The sequence below is a fragment of the Arthrobacter sp. S39 genome, assembly GCF_004320525.1.
In the GTDB taxonomy this organism is placed as follows: domain Bacteria; phylum Actinomycetota; class Actinomycetes; order Actinomycetales; family Micrococcaceae; genus Arthrobacter.
This window is the reverse complement of record NZ_SIHX01000021.1, coordinates 1-20,756: the sequence shown is the minus strand read 5'-3', so window position 1 is coordinate 20,756 and position 20,756 is coordinate 1. Positions and strand designations below refer to the sequence as shown.

Genomic DNA, 20,756 nt, shown 5'->3' with positions numbered 1-20,756 from the left:
GTTTAAATCACCTGAGAGGAGTTTGACATGCGCGAGAAAGCTGCACTGGTCACGGTACTGGCGGCTGCGGCGGTGATTCTGGGTGGCGCGACAGTGGCGGTCGCTGCGAGCACCCGTACAGGTGGAGATCAGGACCTGGGCAGCATCGGAGTCAACGTCGACCGGTCTTCGCAGTTGTCCGCCACCACGGGGTCCAGGCAGGACAACGACGACGACACCAACCTCGCACCCCTGAACACTGCGGACCGGGACCAGGCCGCGAACGCCGCACTGGCAAGGGTGGGCCAAGGCACTGTCGCCGAGGTCGAACGGGAAAATGACGGGAACGTCGCCTACGAGGTTGAGGTCAGGCTGGACAACGGTTCTGAGGTTGAAGTGGGGCTCGGCGCCGACTTCGCGGTCCTGAACCAGGCCGCCCCGGAGTTCGACGACGATTAGCGCAAGCAGGACAGTGACTTCCGCGACCGCTCCGTGACCTACGGGCCGGTAGCATTGCGATCCCATATCAACCAGCTGCGCCGGCGTGCCGGGTCTGGCTGGCGGTGGCCGGCAACCCCTACGCTCATGCTACTGATTCAACTGAAGCAACGGCGCAGCAGGGGGAAGCATGCAGTTCGACCTAAGTGCAGTGGAGACGGCCACCATGGTTTTTGTGGGAACCCTGGTGTTTGCCCTTGTCCTGGCAGCCTTCGTCCTGACGGCGGGGTTCATTGCCCTGGTCCTGGTAGGCGTGGGCAAGCTGGGCTGGTTCCTCCTCTCCACCACGCTGCTGGCATTGGTCCACGGAATCAACCATGGGTGGGACAGGCTGGTACATCACGCGTCCACAGTGGAAATACCCGGGGACTTCCAGGGCCAGCCCTCCCCTAGCACCGGAAGCTACCCGCGGGTAATATTGAGAGACAGCTAAAGGGTTCTCCAACCCGGCGGATCCATGGCTTGAACCGGCCATCCCGGGCAGAGGAGATACCCCATGAGCTCCGCCACTGACAGTCCCGCCGCCAGCTCGCCACTCACCGACGCTCCGGACGAAGATGTTCCCGTCGCTGCGGGCAACATCGGGTCCGAGGCCACTGCCGCCGACGCCCGCGCCATCACCGAAGCGGCCCGCCAGACCGACTGGGACCGGCCCAGCTTCGCCAAGGGACTGTACCTGGGCAATTTCGACCTCAGCCTCGTCCACCCGTGGCCCACCGCCAAACCCGATGACGTGGAACGCGGCGAAGCTTTCATGGCCCGCATCGAGGCGTACGCCCGCACCATGTCCGGCCGCGTTATAGAACGTGATGCCAGGATCCCGGACGAATATCTCAGGGGCCTTGCTGACCTCGGCGTCTTCGGCATGAAGATTCCGCAGGAGTATGGCGGCCTGGGGCTGTCCCTGGTGTACTACGGCCGGGCCCTGGCCTTGCTGGGCAGCGTGCATCCCAGCCTTGGCGCCCTGCTGTCCGCCCACCAGTCCATCGGCGTGCCCGAACCTGTGAAAGTGTTCGGAACCCCGGAGCAGAAAAAGGAATACCTGCCCCGCTGCGCCGCCGGCGCCATCACCGCCTTCCTGCTCACGGAACCTGACGTGGGCAGTGATCCGGCCCGGATGGGCAGCACGGCAGTCCCCACGGACGACGGCGGGTCCTACCTTTTGGACGGCGTGAAACTTTGGACCACCAACGGCGTCATCGCCGAACTGGTGGTGGTGATGGCCCTGGTCCCTGCCCACACTGACGCGGACGGCACAAAGCACAAGGGCGGCATCAGCGCCTTTGTGGTGGAGATGGATTCCCCGGGCATCACCGTGGAGAACCGCAACACGTTCATGGGGCTGCGCGGCATCGAAAACGGCGTGACCCGGTTCCACCGGGTCCGGGTCCCCGCCGCCAACCGCCTGGGGCGCGAAGGCCAGGGCCTGAAGATCGCGCTCACCACGCTGAACACGGGCCGGCTGTCCATTCCGGCGCTGTGCGTCGCGTCCGGCCGCTGGAGCCTGAAGATCGCCCGCGAATGGTCCAACGCCCGCACCCAGTGGGGCCAGCCGGTGGGCAAGCATGAGGCCGTGGGCAAGAAAATCGCCTTCATCGCAGCGTCCGCGTTCGCCCTGGATGCCGTGTTCGAGCTGTCCGCCGAGCTCGCCGACGCCGGGCAGAAGGACGTCCGGATTGAAGCCGCCCTGGCCAAGCTGTGGTCCACCGAGATCAGCTACCGGATCGCCGACGAACTGGTGCAGATCCGCGGCGGCCGGGGCTTCGAGACGGCGGAGTCCCTTCAGGCGCGCGGTGAACGCGCGGTTCCGGCCGAGCAGCAGTTGCGCGATCTCCGGATCAACCGGATCTTTGAGGGTTCGTCGGAAATCATGAAGCTCCTGATCGCCCGTGAAGCGGTGGACGCCCACCTGGCGGCCGCCGGCGACCTCGCAATCGTGGACGCAAGCCTTCAGGACAAGGCGAGGGCCGCCGTCGGGGCTTCAGGGTTCTACGCCAGATGGCTGCCGAAACTGGTGGCCGGCGCCGGCATGGACCCCCGCTCGTACAGTGACTTCGGCCGCCTGGCCAAACAGCTGCGCTTTGTGGAGCGGTCCTCGCGAAAGCTGGCCCGCCAGACCTTCTATGGGATGGGCCGCTGGCAGGCCAGGCTCGAGTACAAGCAGGCGTTCCTGGGCCGGGTGGTTGATATCGGCGCTGAGCTCTATGCGATGGCCGCGTGCTGTTCCCGGGCCGAGATGATGCTCCACACCGCGCCGGAACAGGCGGCCGGCGCCTACGAACTCGCTGAGGCGTACTGCGAGCAGGCCCGGGTCCGCGTCGAGGAGTACTTCGACCAGCTCTGGCGCAACACCGACGACGGCGACCACGACCTCTCCCGCAAGGTCCTGGCCGGCGACTACACCTGGCTTGAGGCCGGGGTCCTTGACCAGTCGGAGGGCACCGGGCCGTGGATCGCGGACGCGACTCCGGGTGCTTCAACGAAGGAAAACCTGCACCGCAACTACCGCTAGCAATTGATAAGCATCCTTGTTATCGCTGGTCACCAGTGGTTGAGTTGACCCATGAGCAACCAAACAGGCCCAGAGGACAGCTTTCCGCGGCGAGCCCGGAATGAGAATCTACGGAGTGAGACTGCTCGTGACGAAGCCTTCGCCGGAGGCGAGCCCACACGCGCCTTCGACCGGACGCTGTCGCCCTCCGCCGAGCGGGAGTACCGGGCGGACACTCCGCTGACGGATCCTGCCCTGCCGGACCCGAACGTGACGGACCGGCAGACGGCCGTGGCCCGGGAAAAGGAGCAGTTCGGCGGGATCAAGGTGGGCTCCGCCTTCTTCGGCTGGCTGGCCGCCACGGGCATGGCCGTCCTGCTCACCGCCTTCGTGGCCGCGGCAGGGACCGCTGTGGGGCTGGCCAACAACACCGACGTCAACGACGCCGTCAACCAGGTGGCCACGAACGGCACCGTCGGGCTGGTGGGCATCATCGTCCTGCTGGTGATCCTGTTCGTCTCCTACTATTCGGGCGGCTACGTTGCGGGCCGGATGGCACGGTTCAACGGCGCCAAGCAGGGATTCATGGTGTGGATCTGGGCGCTGATCGCAGCGGTGGTCATCGCCATCGTGGGCCTCATCGCCGGCCAGCAGTTCAACGTCCTGGCCAACCTGAACAGCTTCCCGCGGATCCCCATCAACGAAGGCGAACTGACCATCACCAGCATCATTGCCGCTGTTGTGGTGGCCCTGGTTGCGCTTGTCGGCGCCGTCCTGGGCGGGCTCGCGGGCATGCACTTCCACCGCAAGGTGGACCGGGCCGGCTTCACTCCGGGCGAAACGTACAGCGAAGGCTAGGCGAGGAGTACGGCGTCCACGTAGTACCAGCGGCGGTCCTCGCGGACGAAACGGCTGGTTTCGTGGTGGACTCCGCGGCCGCCGTCGTGCCGGAAGTGGGCTTTGAACTCCACGGTCCCCTCGGTGTCCAGCGGCCCGCCGCGGCTGGTGGACAGGATATCCAGGCGCCGCCATTCCATGGCAGGGTCCAGTTCCAGCTCCGATGGTGCGGTGTCCGGGTGCCACGTGCGCAGCAGGTACCCGGCGTCGAGCAGGACAAATGCGCTGTACCGGGACCGCATCAGCTGCTCAGCCGTCGCGGCGTCGGACTGCCCGCTGTGGAACCGTCCGCAGCACTGCGCGTACGCCTCCCCGGACAGGCAGAAGCAACTGCGCGGCGTGGCTGGATTCTCGGGCATGGCGCTCCTGTCAGGGTGGTCCGGGGCCGCATGCGGGGCTCCTTCGGGATCTCCGTCCGACTATAGGCGGCCCCGGCGTTGTCATATCCGGTAACAGGTTCGAAACAACCCCGGACGCACCCCGCCAAGGGTCGGCGGGGCCCAAAAATAGTCCGTAAGGTAGTGGAGGGGCTGTTGCCCGTGGTGATGGGTGCCGGCACGGACTCCGCTGCTGGCAGATTGGAGAGGTGACGTGGGAGATTCAACGACCATCGCTCTTAACCTGACCTTTTTCGGAACCCTCGGCCTGGCGTTCCTGATGTTTTTTGGCCTGTTCCTGCTGGTGGTCGCAACGCTGGTCCTGGCCGGCGTCGGCCGCCTGGTCGCCCTGACAGTCATGGCCGTGTTCGGCAGGCTTCACCGGCAGGAAACCCTTCCCCTGGTCCGCCTGACCGGCCACCCCGCGGGTGCCTCATCGGCTCCGGCCGCCGGCACCGCTCCGGCAGGGCCCGACGACGGCGCTGTCGCCCCCTCTCCCGCGATACAGCGCGCCGGGGTGCTCCGCGCGAGAGCCGCTGCCGCGCGTGCAAACGTGCAGACCAAAACCGGCGCCGCCCTGACCACTGTTCGCGCCCACGGCAGCGCCGCCGTCGCCAGCCTGACGGCACCGCGCGACTGGCGCAAGGCCCTGCGCGACGGCCGCGACGCGCTGAAACCGTCTGAATTCAAGCCGCGGTTCCGGTGCGCCGTCGAGCACCACCCCCTGCTCACGGCGGCACGCCGTGAACCACCCGTGCTGGCTGAAGGCTGGGCCGCCGCCGTGGCGGAAGCCGATGCCCGGGCCGTGGCGCGTGCACGGGCCGCCGCACCGGAGATCAGGATCTCCGTGCGGGACCTGCCCGATCCCGGCGTGCCCGCGGAGAAGGTGGTGGCAGTCGCCCCGCTGGTTGAGTCGGCGCTGCACGAGGACCACCCGGTGCGGGACGTACCGCGGTCCTTCAAGAAACCCTCCGCTCCGGCCCCCCTGTCCCCGCTGGACACAGGCTCACTGGTGTCCCTCTCCGGACACGCCAAAGTCCTCAAAGGCAAACTGCCCGCCGACCGGCGCTGACCTTCACAAACCGTCATCACCGGCCGCTGCGTTACCCCGTACTACGAAAAGCGAAGCACTGTGGCGCTTTCCTGCAGGGCATCGCCGAATTTGTGTAGCGTCGTGACGATCCACAGCAATCCGCGTGGGAAATCGATTTGTGAGGAGCCGGGGATGAGCCTCAGCGAACTTCGTGTGTTCGGGCGGTCCGGCACGCCCATCAGCCCACTCACGCTGGGCACCATGAACTTTGGCGAAGGAACTGGCGGCGCATCCAGCGGAGCCCCCACCGGAGCGGACGAAAGCATCCGCATCATCCAGGCCGCCCTTGATTCCGGCATCACCGCGGTGGACACTGCCGACGTCTATTCGCAGGGTGAGTCCGAGCAGGTGGTGGGCCGTGCGCTGCGCGGCCGCCGCGACGACGTCTTCCTGGCCACCAAGTTCCACGGCCAGATGAGCGCCAACCCGGCCCACTCGGGAAACTCCCGGCGCTGGATCATGCAGGCGGTGGAGGGCAGCCTCCGGCGGCTGCAGACGGACCGGATCGACCTGTACCAGGCGCACCGTCCGGACTACAACACCGACGTGCTTGAGACCATCACCGCCCTGAACGACCTCATCCGGCAGGGCAAGATCCTCTACTACGGCACCTCGGTGTTCACCCCAGCGCAGCTCGTGGAGGCGCAGTGGCTTGCCACCACCAACCACCTGATCCCGCCCGTTGGCAACCAGGTCCCCTATTCCATGCTGGTGCGCGCCAATGAACGCGACGTCCTGCCCATCTCCCAGCAGTACGGGCTCGGCGTGCTTGCCTACGGGCCCCTGGCCGGCGGCTGGCTCTCCGGTGACTTCGTCCTGGACGCCGGGAAACCGCCTGTACGCGTGCACTCCCTGCCGGGCCGGTACGACATTTCCGGGCCTGCCAGCGAGCGGAAGCTGCTGGCGTCGGATTCCCTCGCCCGGCTCGCGGACAAGCTGGAGATCTCCCTGGTGGACCTCGCAGTGGGGTTCGCGTTGAACCACCCATCCATCAGCAGCGTGATCGTTGGCCCGCGCACCGAGGAACACCTGAACGCCTACGTCAAGGCGGCGGACACGCTCCTGGGCGAAACCGTGCTGGATGCGATCGACGAACTCGTGCCGCCCGGGACCAACTTCGTGGAACGCGATGCCGGGGCGATCGTCCCGTCCCTGGAGTACGCAGAGCTCCGCCGGCGCTGAGCGCAGGAGCCCGCTGCCGCCGTCGTGGTTTCGGAAAGCCCTTACCGTGAGCCGGCATCTCCGCTAGCGTGAAAACCATGGAATTCAGATACCTCGGAAACAGTGGCTTCAAAGTCTCGGAAATCACGTTCGGCAACTGGCTGACGCACGGCTCGCAGGTGGAGAACGACGTCGCCACCCAGTGCGTGCGGGCCGCGCTCGACGCCGGCATCAGCACCTTCGACACGGCGGACGTCTACGCCAACACGGCCGCCGAGACAGTCCTCGGTGAAGCGCTGAAGGGTGAGCGCCGCGAGTCCCTGGAGATCTTCACCAAGGTCTACGGCCCCACCGGGCCCAAGGGCAAAAACGATCTGGGCCTGTCCCGCAAGCACATCATGGACTCGATCAACGGCTCACTCCGCAGGCTGCAGACGGACTATGTGGACCTCTACCAGGCCCACCGGTACGACTTCGAGACGCCGCTGGAGGAGACCATGCAGGCGTTCGCGGACATTGTCCGGCAGGGCAAGGCGCTGTACATCGGCGTCAGCGAGTGGACCGCGGAGCAGCTGCGCGAAGGCCACGCCCTGTCCAAGGAACTGGGCTTCCAGCTGATCTCCAACCAGCCGCAGTACTCCATGCTGTGGCGCGTCATCGAGGCCGAGGTTGTGCCGGCGTCGGAGGAGCTGGGCGTGTCCCAGATCGTCTGGTCCCCCATGGCACAGGGCGTGCTCAGCGGAAAGTACCTGCCCGGCCAGCCAGCGCCCGAGGGCAGCCGCGCCACGGATGACAAGGGCGGCGCCAAGATGATCCAGCGCTGGATGCGCGACGACGTGCTCGCCGGTGTCCAGGACCTCAAGCCGATCGCCGCGGAAGCTGGGCTCACCATGCCGCAGCTCGCCGTGGCCTGGGTCCTGCAGAACCCGAACGTGGCCTCGGCCATCGTGGGCGCGTCACGCCCCGGGCAGATCGCGGACAGCGTAGCCGCCGCCGGTGTGGTCCTGGAACCGCAGGTCCTGAAGAAGATCGACGACGCGATCGGTTCCCTCGCCGAGCGCGATCCGGCGCAGACCAAGTCGCCCGCCGCCCGCGAAGCCTAGGAGCGCCGCACACCAATTCCACCCATCAAGCGCGAGCGTACAGTTGAGGCCCTGTTTTCGACGGAAAACGGGGCCTCAACTGTACGTTCGCGCCGTTGACGGGGGCGTGCACCGCGGCGTAAACCTGTCAGGAGGAAGACCCTCCAGCGTCATCGAGCAGAATCGCAGCCGCCATGAAGCAGATTTACAGGCAACGCCAGTCAGCCCGCACCGCCCCGCCCGCAGGTGTTCCCACGTCGGGGCCCTTGACCCCGGAGGAGCTGCAGCTGGCTGCCCGGAACCATGCCATGCCGCTGGAGGCGCTGCGCCGGGACATCACGCCGCCCGGGCTCCACTACGTCCTCACGCACTTCGACATCCCGGACATTGACGCGTCGTCCTGGCGCCTGCAGGTCAAGGGGGCCGTGGAGCGGTCGCTGGAGCTGAGCCTGGCAGCGCTCAGGAAGGACCCGGCCATCACCATCCCCGTCACCCTTGAATGTGCGGGCAATGGCCGGTCCCTGCTCAAACCGCGGCCGCTGAGCCAGCCCTGGATCCAGGAAGGGGTGGGGACGGCGGAATGGACCGGAGTGCCGCTGGCCTACCTCCTCGCGAAGTCCGGCGTCCTGCCCGAAGCCGCCGAGGTGGTCTTCACGGGCGCCGACGCTGGAATCCAGGGCGGCATCCGGCATCGCTATGCGCGGAGCCTGCCCATCCGCGAGGCGATGCGGCCCGACGTCGTGCTGGCCTACCGGATGAACGGCAGCGAGCTGCCACCGCAGCACGGCTACCCCGTCCGCCTGGTGGTGCCGGGCTGGTACGGCATGACCAGCGTCAAGTGGCTGGAGTCCATCGACGTGGTGACGCACCCGTTCACAGGGTTCCAGCAGCAGCATGCCTACCGGTACCAGGACAGCGCGGACGACGCCGGCACCCCGGTTTCGCGGATCAGGGTCCGTTCGCTGATGGTTCCGCCGGGCATTCCGGACTTCTTCACGCGCAACCGGGTGCTGCAAACCGGGCCGGTGATGCTCCAGGGCAGGGCCTGGTCCGGCCACGGCGGGGTGACCGGCGTGGAGGTGGGGATCGACGGCGAGTGGGTGGCGGCCCAGCTGGAAAAGCCTGCCGGACCGTTCGCCTGGTGCAAATGGACACTGCCGTGGGTGGCCGATCCGGGCGAGCATGAGCTGGCCTGCCGCGCCACGGACGCCACCGGCGCTGCCCAGCCCCTGGAGCAGAACTGGAATTACCAGGGGATGGGCAACAACATGGTGCAGCGGGTCCGCGTCACCGTCGAATAGGCGCCGGCAAACCGGGACGGCCGAACAGGTCCGTCAGGACGCTGACGCGGACAGGAGCACTGACCGGGAGCGTGAGTCTGGGACTGCGGCGGCGAGAATCAGTTCGGCCGCCTTCTCGGCGATCATGATCGCCGGGGCGTTGGTGTTGCCGCTGGGTACTGACGGGATGATGGACGCGTCCGCCACGCGCAGGCCCTGAATGCCGTGGACCCGCAGCTGCGGGTCCACCACGGACAAGTCGTCAATGCCCATCTTGCAGGTGCCGACCTGGTGGTGGTAGGTCCCGGCCGCCTGCCGGACGAACTCGCGCAGGCTGTCGCGGCCGGTGACGCCCGACGGCGTGAACTCGGATTTCCGGAACGGCGCGAAGGTGTCCTGCTGCCCGATCCCGCGGCAGAGTTCCACCGCGTCCACCAGGGCTTCGACGTCGTAGTCGTCGGCGAGGATATTGGGGTCAACCAGCGGCGCCGCCGACGGGTCGGCCGAGGCGAGCCGCAACGAGCCGCGGGAGCGGGGACGGACGATCCCCGGCGCGATGGTGTAGCCGTGTTCCGGGGCCGCGCCGCCGTCGGTCGGGTAGGGAAGATGCAGGAACAGCGGCTGGAGGTCCGGGGCTTCCTCGTCGGTCTGGTTGCTGTACGCGTAAAGCTGGCTTTCGAGCAGGTTGTGCCGGCCTGCCGCGAGCGGCCGCCTGGCTTCGTAGATGTTGCCGGCCAGGAGGTGGTCGTGCAGGTTTTCGCCGACGCCGGGGAGGTCGGCCACGGGGACGATGCCGAGCTGCTGCAGCTGGTCCTGGGGTCCGATGCCGGAGAGCAGGAGAATCTTCGGCGACCCGATGGCCCCGGCCGAGACGATGATCTCGGCGTCGGCAGATGCGCGGCGGGCACCGCCGTCGGACTGATATTCGACGGCGACGGCACGGCCACCCTCCACCACGATCCTGGTGACCAGGGCGCCGGTGGTGACCGTCAGCCGCGGGTGGCGCTGCACCGGCGCCATAAAGCTCTGCCACGCGCTGGCACGTTTCCCGTCCCGGGTGGTGGTGTGGTTGAAGCCGACGCCGGCCATCCGGCTGCCGTTGAAATCATCCGTTTCCTGGTGGCCCAGTGCCTTGGCCGCATCCACGAAGGCCTGCGCGGCCGGGTGGCGGTTCTCAATGCGCTCCACGTGAAGGGGACCGCCCTGGCCGTGGAACTCGCTGGCGCCGTCCACGTGGTCCTCGGAACGTTTGAACAGCGGCAACACCTCGTCCCAGGACCAGCCCGTTGCGCCGTTGGCTGCCCAGGCGTCGTAGTCGCTGCGGTGGCCGCGGATGTAGATCATGCCGTTGAGGGAGCTGCTGCCGCCAAGGACCTTTCCGCGCGGCCAGTACAGGACGCGGTTGTTGGCGTGCTTCTGCGGGGTGGTCATGACGGCCCAGTCGTTGGCGCCGGTCAGCAGCAGCGGCCAGCCCTGTGGGCTGTGGATGTTCGGATCGGTGTCGGCCGAACCTGCCTCCAGGACGTGGACGGAATAGCCGGCGTCGAGCAGGCGGCGGGCAACGACACTTCCGGACGAGCCTGCTCCGATGACGATGTAATCGCTGGACACGGTGGTGGATGAATTGATGGTAGCCATGGGTTCCTCCTTGAACGCGGCGTGGGGGCAAGCGGTATGCCTAGAACTCTGCTCCGCCGGGCGCCGCTCCGCGTTGGCCGGATGCGCACGGCGCTGTGCGCGATGCGCAGGATGGTGATGCGGATCACGCGGGGCAGGGGCGCTGTGCCACACTGGAATGAGCCCATCAAGGAGGATCGCGGTGTCTGAACTTGTCCTCTCGCCACGGCGCGAGGTCTTTGATGCGTCCCTGCTGGCGAGAACTGAGCGGTTCGATGCCTGGAAGGACGCGGTGAACGCGGCGTTTGTGCCGCTCTCTGTCGCGAGCCCTGAGCCGGGCACCTTCAACGGCTCGCTGATCTGCCAGGGCATGGGCACCACCCACGTCAGCGAAGTCTCCGGATCGGCCAGCCAGGTGCGGCGGACGTCCCGTGAGATCGCGGACAACGATCCCGGCCTGATCAAGCTCGGGCTGCAGCTGCGCGGCTACTCCGTGGTGGCGCAGGACGGCCGGGAAGCGGCGCTCACCCCGGGCGACTTCGCCATTTACGACACCAGCCGGCCCTACGACCTCTACTTCGACGACAGCTTCCGGATGCTCGTGGTGATGTTCCCGCCCGAGGCACTGCAGCTGAGCCGCCGAGACATCGCCTCGCTGACGGCGTCCCGTGTTTCGGGGCGGCAGGGCCTGGGATCGCTGACATCCACCCTGCTCGGCGCCATGGGCCAGCAGCTGCACGACGGGCAGGTGCCGGGCGCAGCTACCGTCTCTGATGCACTGCTGAGCCTGGTGTCGGCGGTGTTCGCTGAACGGATCGACCCCGGCTCACCATTGAACTCGCAGCGCCTGGTGCTGCTGGCCCGCGTGCAGGCGTACATCTCATCACACCTGGGCGACCCCGACCTGACGGTGACGGAAGTGGCCGCGGCCCACCACGTTTCCGTGCGGTACCTGCAGAAACTTTTCGAGGAGCACGGGGAGACGGCGAGCGCCTGGATCCGGCGCAAACGGCTGGAGAAGTGCAGGCTTGACCTGCAGAACCCACAGCTGCGGGACCGCCCGGTGTCCGCCGTCGGAATGCATTGGGGCTTCACGGACGCGTCCAGTTTTTCGAGGGCGTTCAAGTCGGCGTTTGGGCAGGCCCCTGCGGAGTACCGCTATTCGTTCAGCCCCGCCGGGGTTTCCGCGTAGCAGCTGCGCGGGCCTGCCAGAGGGCGCAGCCGCGCAGGGCGTTGACGCATCGTGGCCAATACGCACGCCGTATACTCGGTGCCAGCCATGAGCATCCTTCCGTCCTCCCCCGCCAGCGTCCGCATTGATGCGTGGCTGTGGGCGATCCGCGCCTACAAGACACGTTCCGCGGCCACTGCCGCGTGCCGTGCAGGCCACGTCCGGCTGAACGGCAGCCCGGCCAAGGCCTCTGCCACCCTGGTCACAGGTGACACGGTCACCGTCCGGATGTCCGGCTACGAACGGATCCTTGAGGTCCGGCGCCTGATCGCCAAACGTGTCGGCGCGGAGCCTGCCTCCCATTGCTTTACCGATCACACTCCGCCGCGTCCTATTGCACCTGCTTTGGGCCTCCCGCAGCGCGACCGCGGTACCGGGCGTCCCACCAAGAAGGACCGCCGCGAGACGGAGCGGCTCCGCGGACCCGCACTTTAGGCCGTCCGGGGAAGCCGGTGCGCTGTTCGCACGCCTGAACTATCAGAATTGGAACCGTGAATAACATCATCCTGGCATCCGTCCGGCAGCCCGGCGAGGTTGCCGTCTCGGACCTGCACATTGTTGATGGCGTCGTGGCGCGGATCAGCGCCGGCGGCGGAATCCCGGATAACGCCAGAGTCATCAGCCTGGACGGACGCTACGTCATTCCAGGGCTTTGGGACGAACACGTCCACATGACCCAGTGGGCACTGCATTCAAACAGGCTGGACCTGTCCGCCGCGGGCACCGCGCGCGAGGCTGCTGCCGCCGTCGGACATCATGTTCACAACGCCGATCCCTCGGTCACGTCCGTGGGCGTTGGCTTCCGCGACGCCCTGTGGCCGGACGCCCCCACCCTGGAAATACTCGACGCCGCCACCGGCAACCAGCCCACCGCCCTGATCAGCCACGATCTTCATTGCGTGTGGGTGAACAGCGCGGCGGCCCGGCGGTACGGGGTGGAGGTTGGCGCCAGCGGCCTGCTCCGGGAGGAACCTGCTTTCGCCCTGACCCGTGAGCTGGGCAAGCTGCCGGACTCCGTGGTGGACGGCTGGGTCCGCGCTGTCGCCCAGGCGGCCGCCGCACGGGGCATCGTGGGCATCGTTGATTTCGAGATGACCTGGAACCGTGACGTCTGGCTGCGGCGCATCGACGGTGGCTTCGATGCCCTCCGGGTGGACTCCGGCGTCTACCCCGGGGACCTGGAACGGGCACGCCACGAGGGAATGAGCACGGGCTTGGAGCTCGACGGCGGCAAGGGGCTTCTGCGCGTCGGCCCGCTGAAGGTGCTCATTGACGGTTCGCTGAACACCCGGACGGCGTTTTGTTCGGATCCGTACCCCGACGGCAGCCATGGGCTGCTGACCGTAAGCGAAGGCGAGCTGCTGGCGCTGCTTGAACAGGCGAAGGCCGCGGGATTTGTCCCGGCAGTCCACGCCATTGGCGACGCCGCCAACCACGTAGCGCTGGACGCGTTTGCACGTGCCGGGATCAGCGGCCGGATTGAACACGCCCAGTTTGTCCGGACAGGGGACTTCGGCCGCTTTGGTCCACTGGGCATCACCGCCAGCGTGCAGCCGGTCCATGCCTTGGACGACCGCGACGCCGCGGAGTCCAACTGGAGCGGCCGCACTCACCGGGCATTTCCGCTGAGGTCACTGTTGGACGCCGGTGCCACCTTGGCGCTGGGTTCGGACGCACCGGTGGCGCCGCTGGATCCGTGGGCTGCGATGTCGGCGGCCACCACCAGGTCCCGGGAGGACGGCAGAGGGCCCTGGCATCCAGAGGAATGCATCAGCCGGGGGCAGGCGCTGGCCTCTTCGGCACGGGGCCGGAGCAGTATCCGGGTGGGGGATCCGGCGGACCTGGTGGTGCTCGATGCCGACCCGTTGGCCGTTCCGGATGCGGTGTTCGCCGCCATGCCGGTTGCGGCAACGCTGGTGGCCGGCCGCTTCACGTACGACGGTGGCCTGGCTTAGTTCCGCACTTTGGCCTGTACGAGGTTCGCGAACGGCAGCTTGCCGTGGTCCGCGACGAAGGCAGCGTGGTACGCGGCCTCAGCTAGGCTCACTTCCTCGGCAGGGAGCTCTTTCCACGCCAGAATCAGTTCGTCCGTGTGGGTCAGTTGCCAGATCAGCCGGCTGTCCCAATGGCCTGGCGGCAGGCCCCTCCCGAAGTTCAGGACCTCCTTGATCTGAATTCTGAGGCCGCGGTTGCCCTTGCTGCCGGGCCCGGCCTTGCCGATGTAGAGAATGTCCGCGCCGTCCACCCATTCAGCCCATATGGCGTCCGCCGGCAGGGTGGGATTCTTTTTCTTGAAGGTCCCGGCGGTGCTGATCTTCAGGAAGTGCGGCTCGAACTCATTCGGCCGGAGAATGGCGAACACCCCGGTGCCCTGCGGAACCCGGATGATCTCAAGGATGTCGAAGGCCCGGAAACCGGCAAAGCCGTCGGACTTGAGCGTTTTCCTGTTCATCATGATGACGTTACCGGCCCGGCGCCGGTCCGGGTGATCGGATGTTGCCTCGGCGCCGCCCTAGCCCAATCGCGGTCCGGCGACTGCAGGGTCTCCCCTCCCCCATACAATGCAAAGCAAATACATGGCCGATACAGGAGTAGCCCATAGGATTCTGGGCGGACTTGTTTTGAGGAACGGTAGTCGTGATCACAAACAACGGGTTCGGACCCAGAGCGAGGGGAGTCTTCCACAATGGATCCCTCATCTGACGATCCGTTCCGGCGGCTCGACCTCAAGAGCTGGACACCTGACCAGGATGAGCCTTCGGGAGAAAACGAAAAATCGTGGTTCCGTGATCCCTCGCAATCCGACAAACGCTGGATCTTCAAACCCAACCGATCTGACCGGAGTGAGTACGAGGATCGATCAGAGCTCGTTGCCAGTCTCTTGGCTGAGCAACTGGGTGTGCCAGCCGCGCATATCCGCCTTGCGATGCATGGCGAGGCTGAAGGCTGCATCTCGAAAAACGTCGTCGCCGACGAAAAGAACCAACTAGAGCACGCTTCACTCTTCCTCACCGAGTACGTTGAGGATTTTGATCCTCGAGATCGAAGATCACGCGGCCACAACGTGGAATGGATAACGGACATCCTGAAACAGATCGAGCCGCCTATCTTGATGGTCGGATCAGGCTTGAATGCCCTTGATTGCTTTGGCGGCTACTTGCTTTTCGACGCACTCATTGGAAACACCGATCGACACAGTGAAAACTGGGCCATAGAAATAACACCGAAGGGCAAGATGCATCTTGCCCCGTCCTATGATCATGCAACTTCATTGGGCGTCACTACTCGAGGCACCAAGCTTGAGACGCTCGTTGCGGATGAAACAAAAATATCCACGTTCCTGTGCAAGGCCAGAGCTCACCGATTTGAAGGCGGTTCAAAGACAAGCCTGGTGGACTTCGCTGCGGCGTTTTTGGCAACGTGCAGTTCAAGGGCGATTACTCACTGGACTGATCAGTTGGCCAGCCTAAATCTAGAGACGGCAGCCAACATCATCACGGACGCTAGAATGTCAGCATCGGCATGTAGCCTCGCTATCAACACGGTCCAGATCAATCGGGAAAGGTTGCTGCGGTGTCTCAACTACTAGATCGCCAGTCTCTCTGGGCTTCGTTCTCGGAGCCGACCGCTCTCCTCGTGGCATGGCAGAACCCAGACACTCGGACGTACGTACTGTTGGGCCGCGCGTATGCATACCCAAACGGAGGATACGAGTTCAAATACCTCCCAGAAGTCTCAAACAATGCGAACTTCCGCCCGATTCCCGGCTTCTCCGACGTGACCAAGGTCTACACATCGAAGGTCCTCTTCCCCTTTTTCGCTGGGCGTGTAATGAGCAGCAAACGGCCTGATCGAAAGGAGTGGCTGGACAAGCTGAACCTCCCTGAAAATGCAGCTCCGTTTGAAATACTGCGCCGTTCGTTTGGGAAGCGTGTTGCAGACACATACGAAATGTTCGCCGAACCGGATATTGATCGCGTAACCGGATCGCTAACCTTCCTAGTACCGACCCACGGGCTGCGGTACATGACTGACGAGGCCCGGGCATATGTCGACCGAGACCTGGACGTCGGCGAACCTGTAGGTGTCGTAGCCGAGCCGGCCAATGCCGCCGACCCTCGGGCTCAGGGGATATGGACGGCTGGGGGCCACAAGATTGGATTCGTCCCGGCGCCTGTATTGGACTATGTTGCGCTGCAGGGGGTCTACGGTAAGTTCCAAGCGCATGTGGCCCACATAAACCGGCGCTCGGATGGCCTTCACCTGCGAGTCCTCATCCGCCTCACGTGGGCACCTGCCGAAATCCAGCCAGGCTAGTCTCCGAAGCCATAACCGAACCGGCCGGTACTGGGTCCGATCTCGATAAGCCATCTTGCCCCTGCACTGCGCAGCCCCACCTCCAAAAGCGTAGAGTGGCCTAAGACGCCTGATTCTGGACGCCGTGCTGCTGAGGGAGAGATCGTGACGATTGACTGGGACGAAAAAAAGGCCCTGCTACAGGAACCAAACATCGCGGCGGTAACGCAGCTCTGTGACGAACTGATGGAAAAGAAGCCAGGGTCTGTCGTCCCGTACATCGATCCCGTGCACGACGAGGATGAATGCCGGATCGTCAGCCTCCAGGTCAGTCCCGGCAAGGGCACCGAATCCGGGTTCGTCTCCCATAACAACGACGACGAAGCCGCCCGCCGCGCCACCCAGATCTACGAACTCGCCGAACTCGATCCCCGTTACGTGATGCCATGGAACGCGTACCCGTGGGTCCGCGACCCCGATCTCCCCACCGCGCTCAACGTCCAGGAAAAGACCGACGGCCTGCGCCCCTTCCGCCAGTTCCTGAAGATCAATTCCCGCGTTTCGGCCATCATCGCCCACGGCACCGACGCTTCAACGTTCCTTACCCTCTTCGAGAAGACCTACCATTCCTCCCTGAAGAACAGCGGCATCAAAATCTACAAGGCCAGCGCGCTCGGCGGGCGGGCCTTTGCTGTTTCTGAAGCCAAGCAGGAAGAACTGCTCGCAAAGAGCGTCGAAGTCTACAAAGACGCCATGCAGCGCGCAGGTATCCAGCACCTCTAGCCTCCCCGGCCTGGCAGCCCGCGGGGTCAGCCTTCCAGCAGCCTCCTCCGGTGCTTCAGCTCCTTGACCCATGCCCGGGTGACCATCTCCGGAAACGGTGAGCCGCCGTCGTCGCTCCTTCCGGAACCTGCCACGCCCGCAAAGGCGGCGCCCGCTTCCAGGTCATTGATCAGCGGACCGGACGCCTTCAGGGCCAGCTCCACCACCTGGGCAGCCGTGCGGTCGGTGAGTCCCAGCTCCTGCGCCCAGCCCAGGAAGTGCCGGCGCGAAATTCCGCTGCGCTTTCCCGCCAGCGTCAGCGCCAGGGTTTTGTCGCCGTAGACCACTGTGGAGGGGATGTCGTAGACCGGGGCGATGGTCCATTCCCCGTGCGGCTGCTGGACCATGGAGACATTCTTGGCGTGCAGGTCGCCGTTGCCGCTCAGCCACGCAAACGCCCCCTGGATGGCCAGGTTCCTGAGTGCCGGCAAGGGCGCCGAACAGTAATCCGCCAGTGCATGGCACACCTGCCCGTAGCCCACGTTGTACTTGTCCGCCGGGTAGAGCCTGAGCACCTGCGCCCCGTCCTCCACAGCCAGGCGCCCTACATCGTCCGGGCCTGCGGCCGGGACGGGCACCCGGTCGAAGCGCTCGACGAGAAGGCCCGGCCGGCCCGCCACATCCCGGATCAGCTGGACCCGGCTCAGCGGGATCCGCAATTTGGCGGCGTACCGGAACATCACCAGCTCGTTTTCCACCACATGCGGAAATTCGGGGGCATTGAGTTTGAGGATGAACCGCCTCCCTGCGCTGGCCACAGGCAGCGAGATCATGCCGGCTGACAGCTTGTCCTGTACCCCTGCCAGTGCCACGGGGTCGATCAGGTCCGGGTCCCCCAGGAGCTGGTCGAAATCCACCGGCAGCTTGGGATCCAGCTGGACGGCGTGCTCGTCCGGGTCCAGCGGTTCGCCATGGCCCACAATCTGCACGTCGCCCACCGGATTGCCGCCGGCCGCGATGAGCAGGGACAGGTCGTCGTCGGCGCTTGTTTTGATGGAACGGCGCAGCGCGTTGAGCCGGCGGCCTTCCGGCAGCAGCCCGGTGAAATAGGGCGGCGCCGCGCCCGCTGCCGAGAGGACCGGTCCGCCGGTGAACGGCAGGGAACTTGCGACGGCGGGTCCCCCGGCAGCAAGGTACGCCGGGAGGTAGCTGAATCGGGTGCCGCCGTCGTGCCGTTCAAGGCGCGCGGCCAGGACGCCGGCTTTGTAGATGTCGGCGATGCGGTGTTTCATGGCGCTGGTTCGTGTTCGCTTGCGATGCCGCTGAGTGCGCGCGCAGCATGGCTGGTTCTGGTGGCCAGCTGCAGCTCCAGTCCCAGTGTTTCCAGCAGCGCGGTCAGCGAGTCCAGCTGGACGCTCGGTTTGCCCCGCTCAACGAACCTGACGAAGCGTTCCGAAACGCCGGCCATGTCCGCCAGGTCCTGCTGGGTGAGGCGCAGCGCGGACCTGCGTGTGCGCACCTCGGTCGCCAGGCGGTCGCTGATGCTTTGGGTCATGACGCTCCCATAGGTACGTTCGTGCCGATTCTTCCGCACTCATGAGCTTACGCCGCTTCATCATTCACAGGAAGGGTCAGAACGGAACGAACGTGCCGATTGCCAGCAGCACACCGGTGGCCGCATCTCACTCCGGGTCCACGACAGCAACCAGTGGTTGACACCGCCTGTGACCCGTGCCATATTTTAAGCGTGAACCTGTCAGACAGCCGGACAGCAGGACAGCCTGCCGAGTCCGCAGCGGAGCCAATGGCCCAAGGCCCAAGCGCCACCCAGCGCATGCCCCAGCCTCTCGCCCGGCTCAGCGCTGCCGAAGCAGTGTTCAACGCCATCCGGACCGACATCGAATCCGGGCAGGTCCCCGTCGGCGGCAAACTCAGCTCCGAGGCCATGCTCTCCCAGCAGTACGGCGTAAGCCGCTCTGTCATCCGCGAAGCCCTGCGCTCCTGCACCGCCCTGGGCCTGACCGTCACCAAGACCGGCAAGGGCACGTTCGTGGTGGCCGACAAGGTAGCCAACGACCTCACACTGGGCCAGTACTCAGCCCGCGACCTCACGGAGGCGCGTCCCCACATCGAGGTCCCCGCAGCAGGATTGGCCGCGGAGCGCCGGACCGACGAGGAACTGGAGACCCTGCGCCACATCGTCGCCGCCATGACCACGGAAACGGACCCCGAATCCTGGGTGGCCCTGGACTCGAGCTTCCACGCCGCCATTGCCCGCGCCAGCGGCAACAAAGTGTTCGCCAGCGTGGTCGCGGATATCCGGGGCGCGCTGGCGTTCCAGTCGGAAACCCTGAACATGGTGGCGGACCGCCAGCACGCGTCGGACATCGAGCACCAGCAGATCCTCGCCGCCATCGAAGCCGGTTCCGCTGACGCCGCGAGCAACGCCATGGCGGAGCACCTGCGAGCCGTCGGCGTCGCCCTCGATTCCATCCTCAACAAGTAACCGCACCAACAAGTACCCGACACTCCAAGGACTTCATGCCAGCCCCTGCCATGCCCGCTGCCCAGACGGGTGCCCCCGGCACCGCCGCAACCGTAGCCGGCGCACTTCCGCAGCACGCACCCCTGGTGGTCGCCACCCGCGACGGACTGGTGGAAAGCGTCCATTACGGTTCTGCCATCGCGACGGCACCGGACGGCTCAACCCTGGCAACGGCCGGCGATCCGCTGGCTCCGTTCTACCCGCGCTCTTCACTCAAGCCCCTGCAGGCCGTGGCCATGGTCCGCGCCGGCCTGAACCTTCCCGCCGATCTGCTGGCACTGACCGCCGCAAGCCACTCCGGCGGAGCCAAACACCGCGGCGGCACCGAGCGCATCCTCGCCATGCACGGCCTCACTGCCGCCGATCTCGAAAACAGCACCGATCTCCCCTACGGCACCGCCGAGCGCGAGGACTGGCTGCGCTCCGGTTTCCATGCCACCCAGGTGACCCAGAACTGTTCCGGCAAGCACGCCGCCATGGCTGCCACGTGCGTCATCAACGGCTGGCCGGTCAAGGGTTACCTCGACCCGTCACACCCGCTGCAGCAGCTCGTTGCCGCCACCATCACCGAGCTGACGGGTGAGGAAGCCTGTGCCCGCAGCACGGACGGCTGCGGAACACCCCTCTTCGCCCACACCCTGCGCGGCATGGCCCGCGCCTTCGGCCGGATAGCCTTCGCCGCCGGGAACGCCGCCGGAAGCACCTCCGACGACGCCGGCACCGTCCCTCCGGCCGCGGAAGCCGCCGTCGGACTGGCCATGCGGCAGCACCCTGACATGGTGGCCGGCGAACGCCGGGACGTCACCGACCTGATGCGGCTCCTCCCCGGAGCCGTGGCGAAGGACGGCTTTGAGGGTGTGCAGCTCTTGGGCCTCCCTGACGGCCGCGCCGTAGCCGTCAAGATTTCCGACGGCGGGGACCGCGCCCGGATGCCCGCTACCGTCCGCTTGCTTGAGGCGCTCGGCCTCGACACCGCGCCGCTGGCCGGCATCGGCACCGCCCCCGTTCTGGGCGGCGGCCACAAAGTCGGCCTGCTCCAACCCACAGACTTCCTGTCCACACCCAACGAAATCCTGCGGGAAGCCGGTGACCACCGGCCTGACCGCCCCTGATGCCGTACCGCGGACCCGGTCCGAGCACGACCTGCCACCACCACTTCCGAACATCTCCGGATCATGGTGGAACAAATCCATCGGCCTGGCATCGCCCTGAACATCCATCCGGGCTGCGCCAACCTCAGCAAGTAATCCCCAACCGCCCCTGGCCCCGCAAGCTCGGCCAGGGATCCCCGCGGTCGTGGGCCCACCAACCGCTCTCCCGAAGGACACCCCCATGACGAATTCCCCCATACCCGACCACCTCATCGATGGCGGCCATGCGCACGCCAGCGAGTCGGCGCTGCATGCGGAGGACAAGGGCTATCACAAGAACCTGAAGCCGCGGCAGA

At 66.1% G+C, this 20,756-nt stretch carries 21 protein-coding genes; 16 read left to right on the top strand and 5 right to left on the bottom strand.

The annotated features are described in order from the left end of the window. The first annotated feature begins 27 nt into the window (after positions 1-27). From EYS21_RS22340 to EYS21_RS22325, 4 genes are all read left to right on the top strand, one after another. A complete protein-coding gene (locus EYS21_RS22340; RefSeq protein ID WP_131135441.1) occupies positions 28-438 on the top strand; it encodes a PepSY domain-containing protein in 411 nt (136 codons plus the stop codon). A 169-nt stretch (positions 439-607) separates the two neighbouring features. After that, entirely contained in the window at positions 608-910 is a 303-nt protein-coding gene (locus tag EYS21_RS22335; RefSeq protein ID WP_131135440.1) for a hypothetical protein, read from the top strand. A 63-nt stretch (positions 911-973) separates the two neighbouring features. Then, complete coding sequence (locus EYS21_RS22330) at positions 974-2,989, top strand: acyl-CoA dehydrogenase family protein (RefSeq protein WP_131135439.1); 2,016 nt, start codon at positions 974-976, stop codon at positions 2,987-2,989. Positions 2,990-3,040: 51 nt separating this feature from the next. Continuing rightward, positions 3,041-3,826, top strand: a complete 786-nt coding sequence (locus EYS21_RS22325; protein WP_131135438.1) for a hypothetical protein — start codon at positions 3,041-3,043, stop codon at positions 3,824-3,826. Here the strand turns inward: EYS21_RS22325 and EYS21_RS22320 are convergent. Continuing rightward, the gene (locus tag EYS21_RS22320) at positions 3,823-4,224 is read right to left on the bottom strand and encodes a YchJ family protein (protein ID WP_131135437.1); all 402 of its coding nucleotides are present in this window, start codon (positions 4,222-4,224) and stop codon (positions 3,823-3,825) included. The genes EYS21_RS22325 and EYS21_RS22320 overlap by 4 nt on opposite strands. A 232-nt stretch (positions 4,225-4,456) precedes the next feature. Here EYS21_RS22320 and EYS21_RS22315 point away from each other — a divergent pair, with 232 nt between their 5' ends. The 4 genes from EYS21_RS22315 (at position 4,457) to EYS21_RS22300 (ending at position 8,879) form a co-directional block, all read left to right on the top strand. After that, on the top strand, positions 4,457-5,314 hold the full coding sequence (locus tag EYS21_RS22315; protein WP_131135436.1) for a hypothetical protein: 858 nt from the start codon (positions 4,457-4,459) through the stop codon (positions 5,312-5,314). 153 nt (positions 5,315-5,467) lie between these two features. Next, positions 5,468-6,517 (top strand): aldo/keto reductase, encoded by a 1,050-nt coding sequence (locus EYS21_RS22310; protein WP_131135435.1) that lies wholly within the window; start codon positions 5,468-5,470, stop codon positions 6,515-6,517. 77 nt (positions 6,518-6,594) lie between these two features. Continuing rightward, entirely contained in the window at positions 6,595-7,599 is a 1,005-nt protein-coding gene (locus EYS21_RS22305) for an aldo/keto reductase family protein (protein WP_131135434.1), read from the top strand. 173 nt (positions 7,600-7,772) lie between these two features. Further along, complete coding sequence (locus EYS21_RS22300; RefSeq protein WP_131135433.1) at positions 7,773-8,879, top strand: sulfite oxidase; 1,107 nt, start codon at positions 7,773-7,775, stop codon at positions 8,877-8,879. Between the two features lie 33 nt (positions 8,880-8,912). Here the strand turns inward: EYS21_RS22300 and EYS21_RS22295 are convergent, their stop codons facing one another. Then, positions 8,913-10,496: a GMC family oxidoreductase N-terminal domain-containing protein gene (locus EYS21_RS22295; RefSeq protein WP_131135432.1), complete on the bottom strand. Its 1,584-nt coding sequence runs from the start codon at positions 10,494-10,496 to the stop codon at positions 8,913-8,915. Positions 10,497-10,677: 181 nt separating this feature from the next. Here EYS21_RS22295 and EYS21_RS22290 point away from each other — a divergent pair, with 181 nt between their 5' ends. The 3 genes from EYS21_RS22290 (at position 10,678) to EYS21_RS22280 (ending at position 13,661) form a co-directional block, all read left to right on the top strand. Further along, positions 10,678-11,667 carry a helix-turn-helix domain-containing protein gene (locus EYS21_RS22290; RefSeq protein ID WP_207307861.1) on the top strand — a complete coding sequence of 330 codons (990 nt, stop codon included), beginning with the start codon at positions 10,678-10,680 and terminating at the stop codon, positions 11,665-11,667. A gap of 87 nt (positions 11,668-11,754) precedes the next feature. Then, the gene (locus EYS21_RS22285) at positions 11,755-12,141 is read left to right on the top strand and encodes an RNA-binding S4 domain-containing protein (RefSeq protein WP_131135430.1); all 387 of its coding nucleotides are present in this window, start codon (positions 11,755-11,757) and stop codon (positions 12,139-12,141) included. A 56-nt stretch (positions 12,142-12,197) separates the two neighbouring features. Next, complete coding sequence (locus EYS21_RS22280) at positions 12,198-13,661, top strand: amidohydrolase family protein (RefSeq protein ID WP_131135429.1); 1,464 nt, start codon at positions 12,198-12,200, stop codon at positions 13,659-13,661. Here the strand turns inward: EYS21_RS22280 and EYS21_RS22275 are convergent. Next, a complete protein-coding gene (locus tag EYS21_RS22275) occupies positions 13,658-14,164 on the bottom strand; it encodes a hypothetical protein (RefSeq protein WP_131135428.1) in 507 nt (168 codons plus the stop codon). The two genes, EYS21_RS22280 and EYS21_RS22275, sit on opposite strands and share 4 nt — an antisense overlap. 228 nt (positions 14,165-14,392) lie before the next feature. Between EYS21_RS22275 and EYS21_RS22270 the strand changes: the two genes are divergently transcribed. The 3 genes from EYS21_RS22270 to EYS21_RS22260 all read left to right on the top strand — a co-directional run bounded on the left by EYS21_RS22270 (position 14,393) and on the right by EYS21_RS22260 (position 16,785). After that, positions 14,393-15,295, top strand: a complete 903-nt coding sequence (locus EYS21_RS22270; protein WP_131135427.1) for a HipA domain-containing protein — start codon at positions 14,393-14,395, stop codon at positions 15,293-15,295. A 47-nt stretch (positions 15,296-15,342) separates the two neighbouring features. Next, a complete protein-coding gene (locus tag EYS21_RS22265; protein ID WP_165478383.1) occupies positions 15,343-16,023 on the top strand; it encodes an HIRAN domain-containing protein in 681 nt (226 codons plus the stop codon). A gap of 144 nt (positions 16,024-16,167) precedes the next feature. Further along, positions 16,168-16,785 (top strand): uracil-DNA glycosylase, encoded by a 618-nt coding sequence (locus EYS21_RS22260; protein WP_131135425.1) that lies wholly within the window; start codon positions 16,168-16,170, stop codon positions 16,783-16,785. Positions 16,786-16,811: 26 nt separating this feature from the next. On the opposite strand, the gene EYS21_RS22255 is transcribed toward EYS21_RS22260, so the two are convergent. Further along, positions 16,812-18,056, bottom strand: a complete 1,245-nt coding sequence (locus EYS21_RS22255) for a HipA domain-containing protein (protein WP_131135424.1) — start codon at positions 18,054-18,056, stop codon at positions 16,812-16,814. Then, the gene (locus EYS21_RS22250) at positions 18,053-18,319 is read right to left on the bottom strand and encodes a helix-turn-helix transcriptional regulator (protein ID WP_131135423.1); all 267 of its coding nucleotides are present in this window, start codon (positions 18,317-18,319) and stop codon (positions 18,053-18,055) included. The genes EYS21_RS22255 and EYS21_RS22250 overlap by 4 nt, the downstream gene beginning before the upstream one ends. Before the next feature lie 249 nt (positions 18,320-18,568). Between EYS21_RS22250 and EYS21_RS22245 the strand changes: the two genes are divergently transcribed. Further along, positions 18,569-19,270, top strand: coding sequence for a FadR/GntR family transcriptional regulator (locus tag EYS21_RS22245; RefSeq protein WP_131135455.1), 702 nt, complete (start codon positions 18,569-18,571; stop codon positions 19,268-19,270). 35 nt (positions 19,271-19,305) lie between these two features. Continuing rightward, positions 19,306-20,421 carry an asparaginase gene (locus tag EYS21_RS22240; RefSeq protein WP_131135422.1) on the top strand — a complete coding sequence of 372 codons (1,116 nt, stop codon included), beginning with the start codon at positions 19,306-19,308 and terminating at the stop codon, positions 20,419-20,421. Positions 20,422-20,756: the final 335 nt, after the last annotated feature.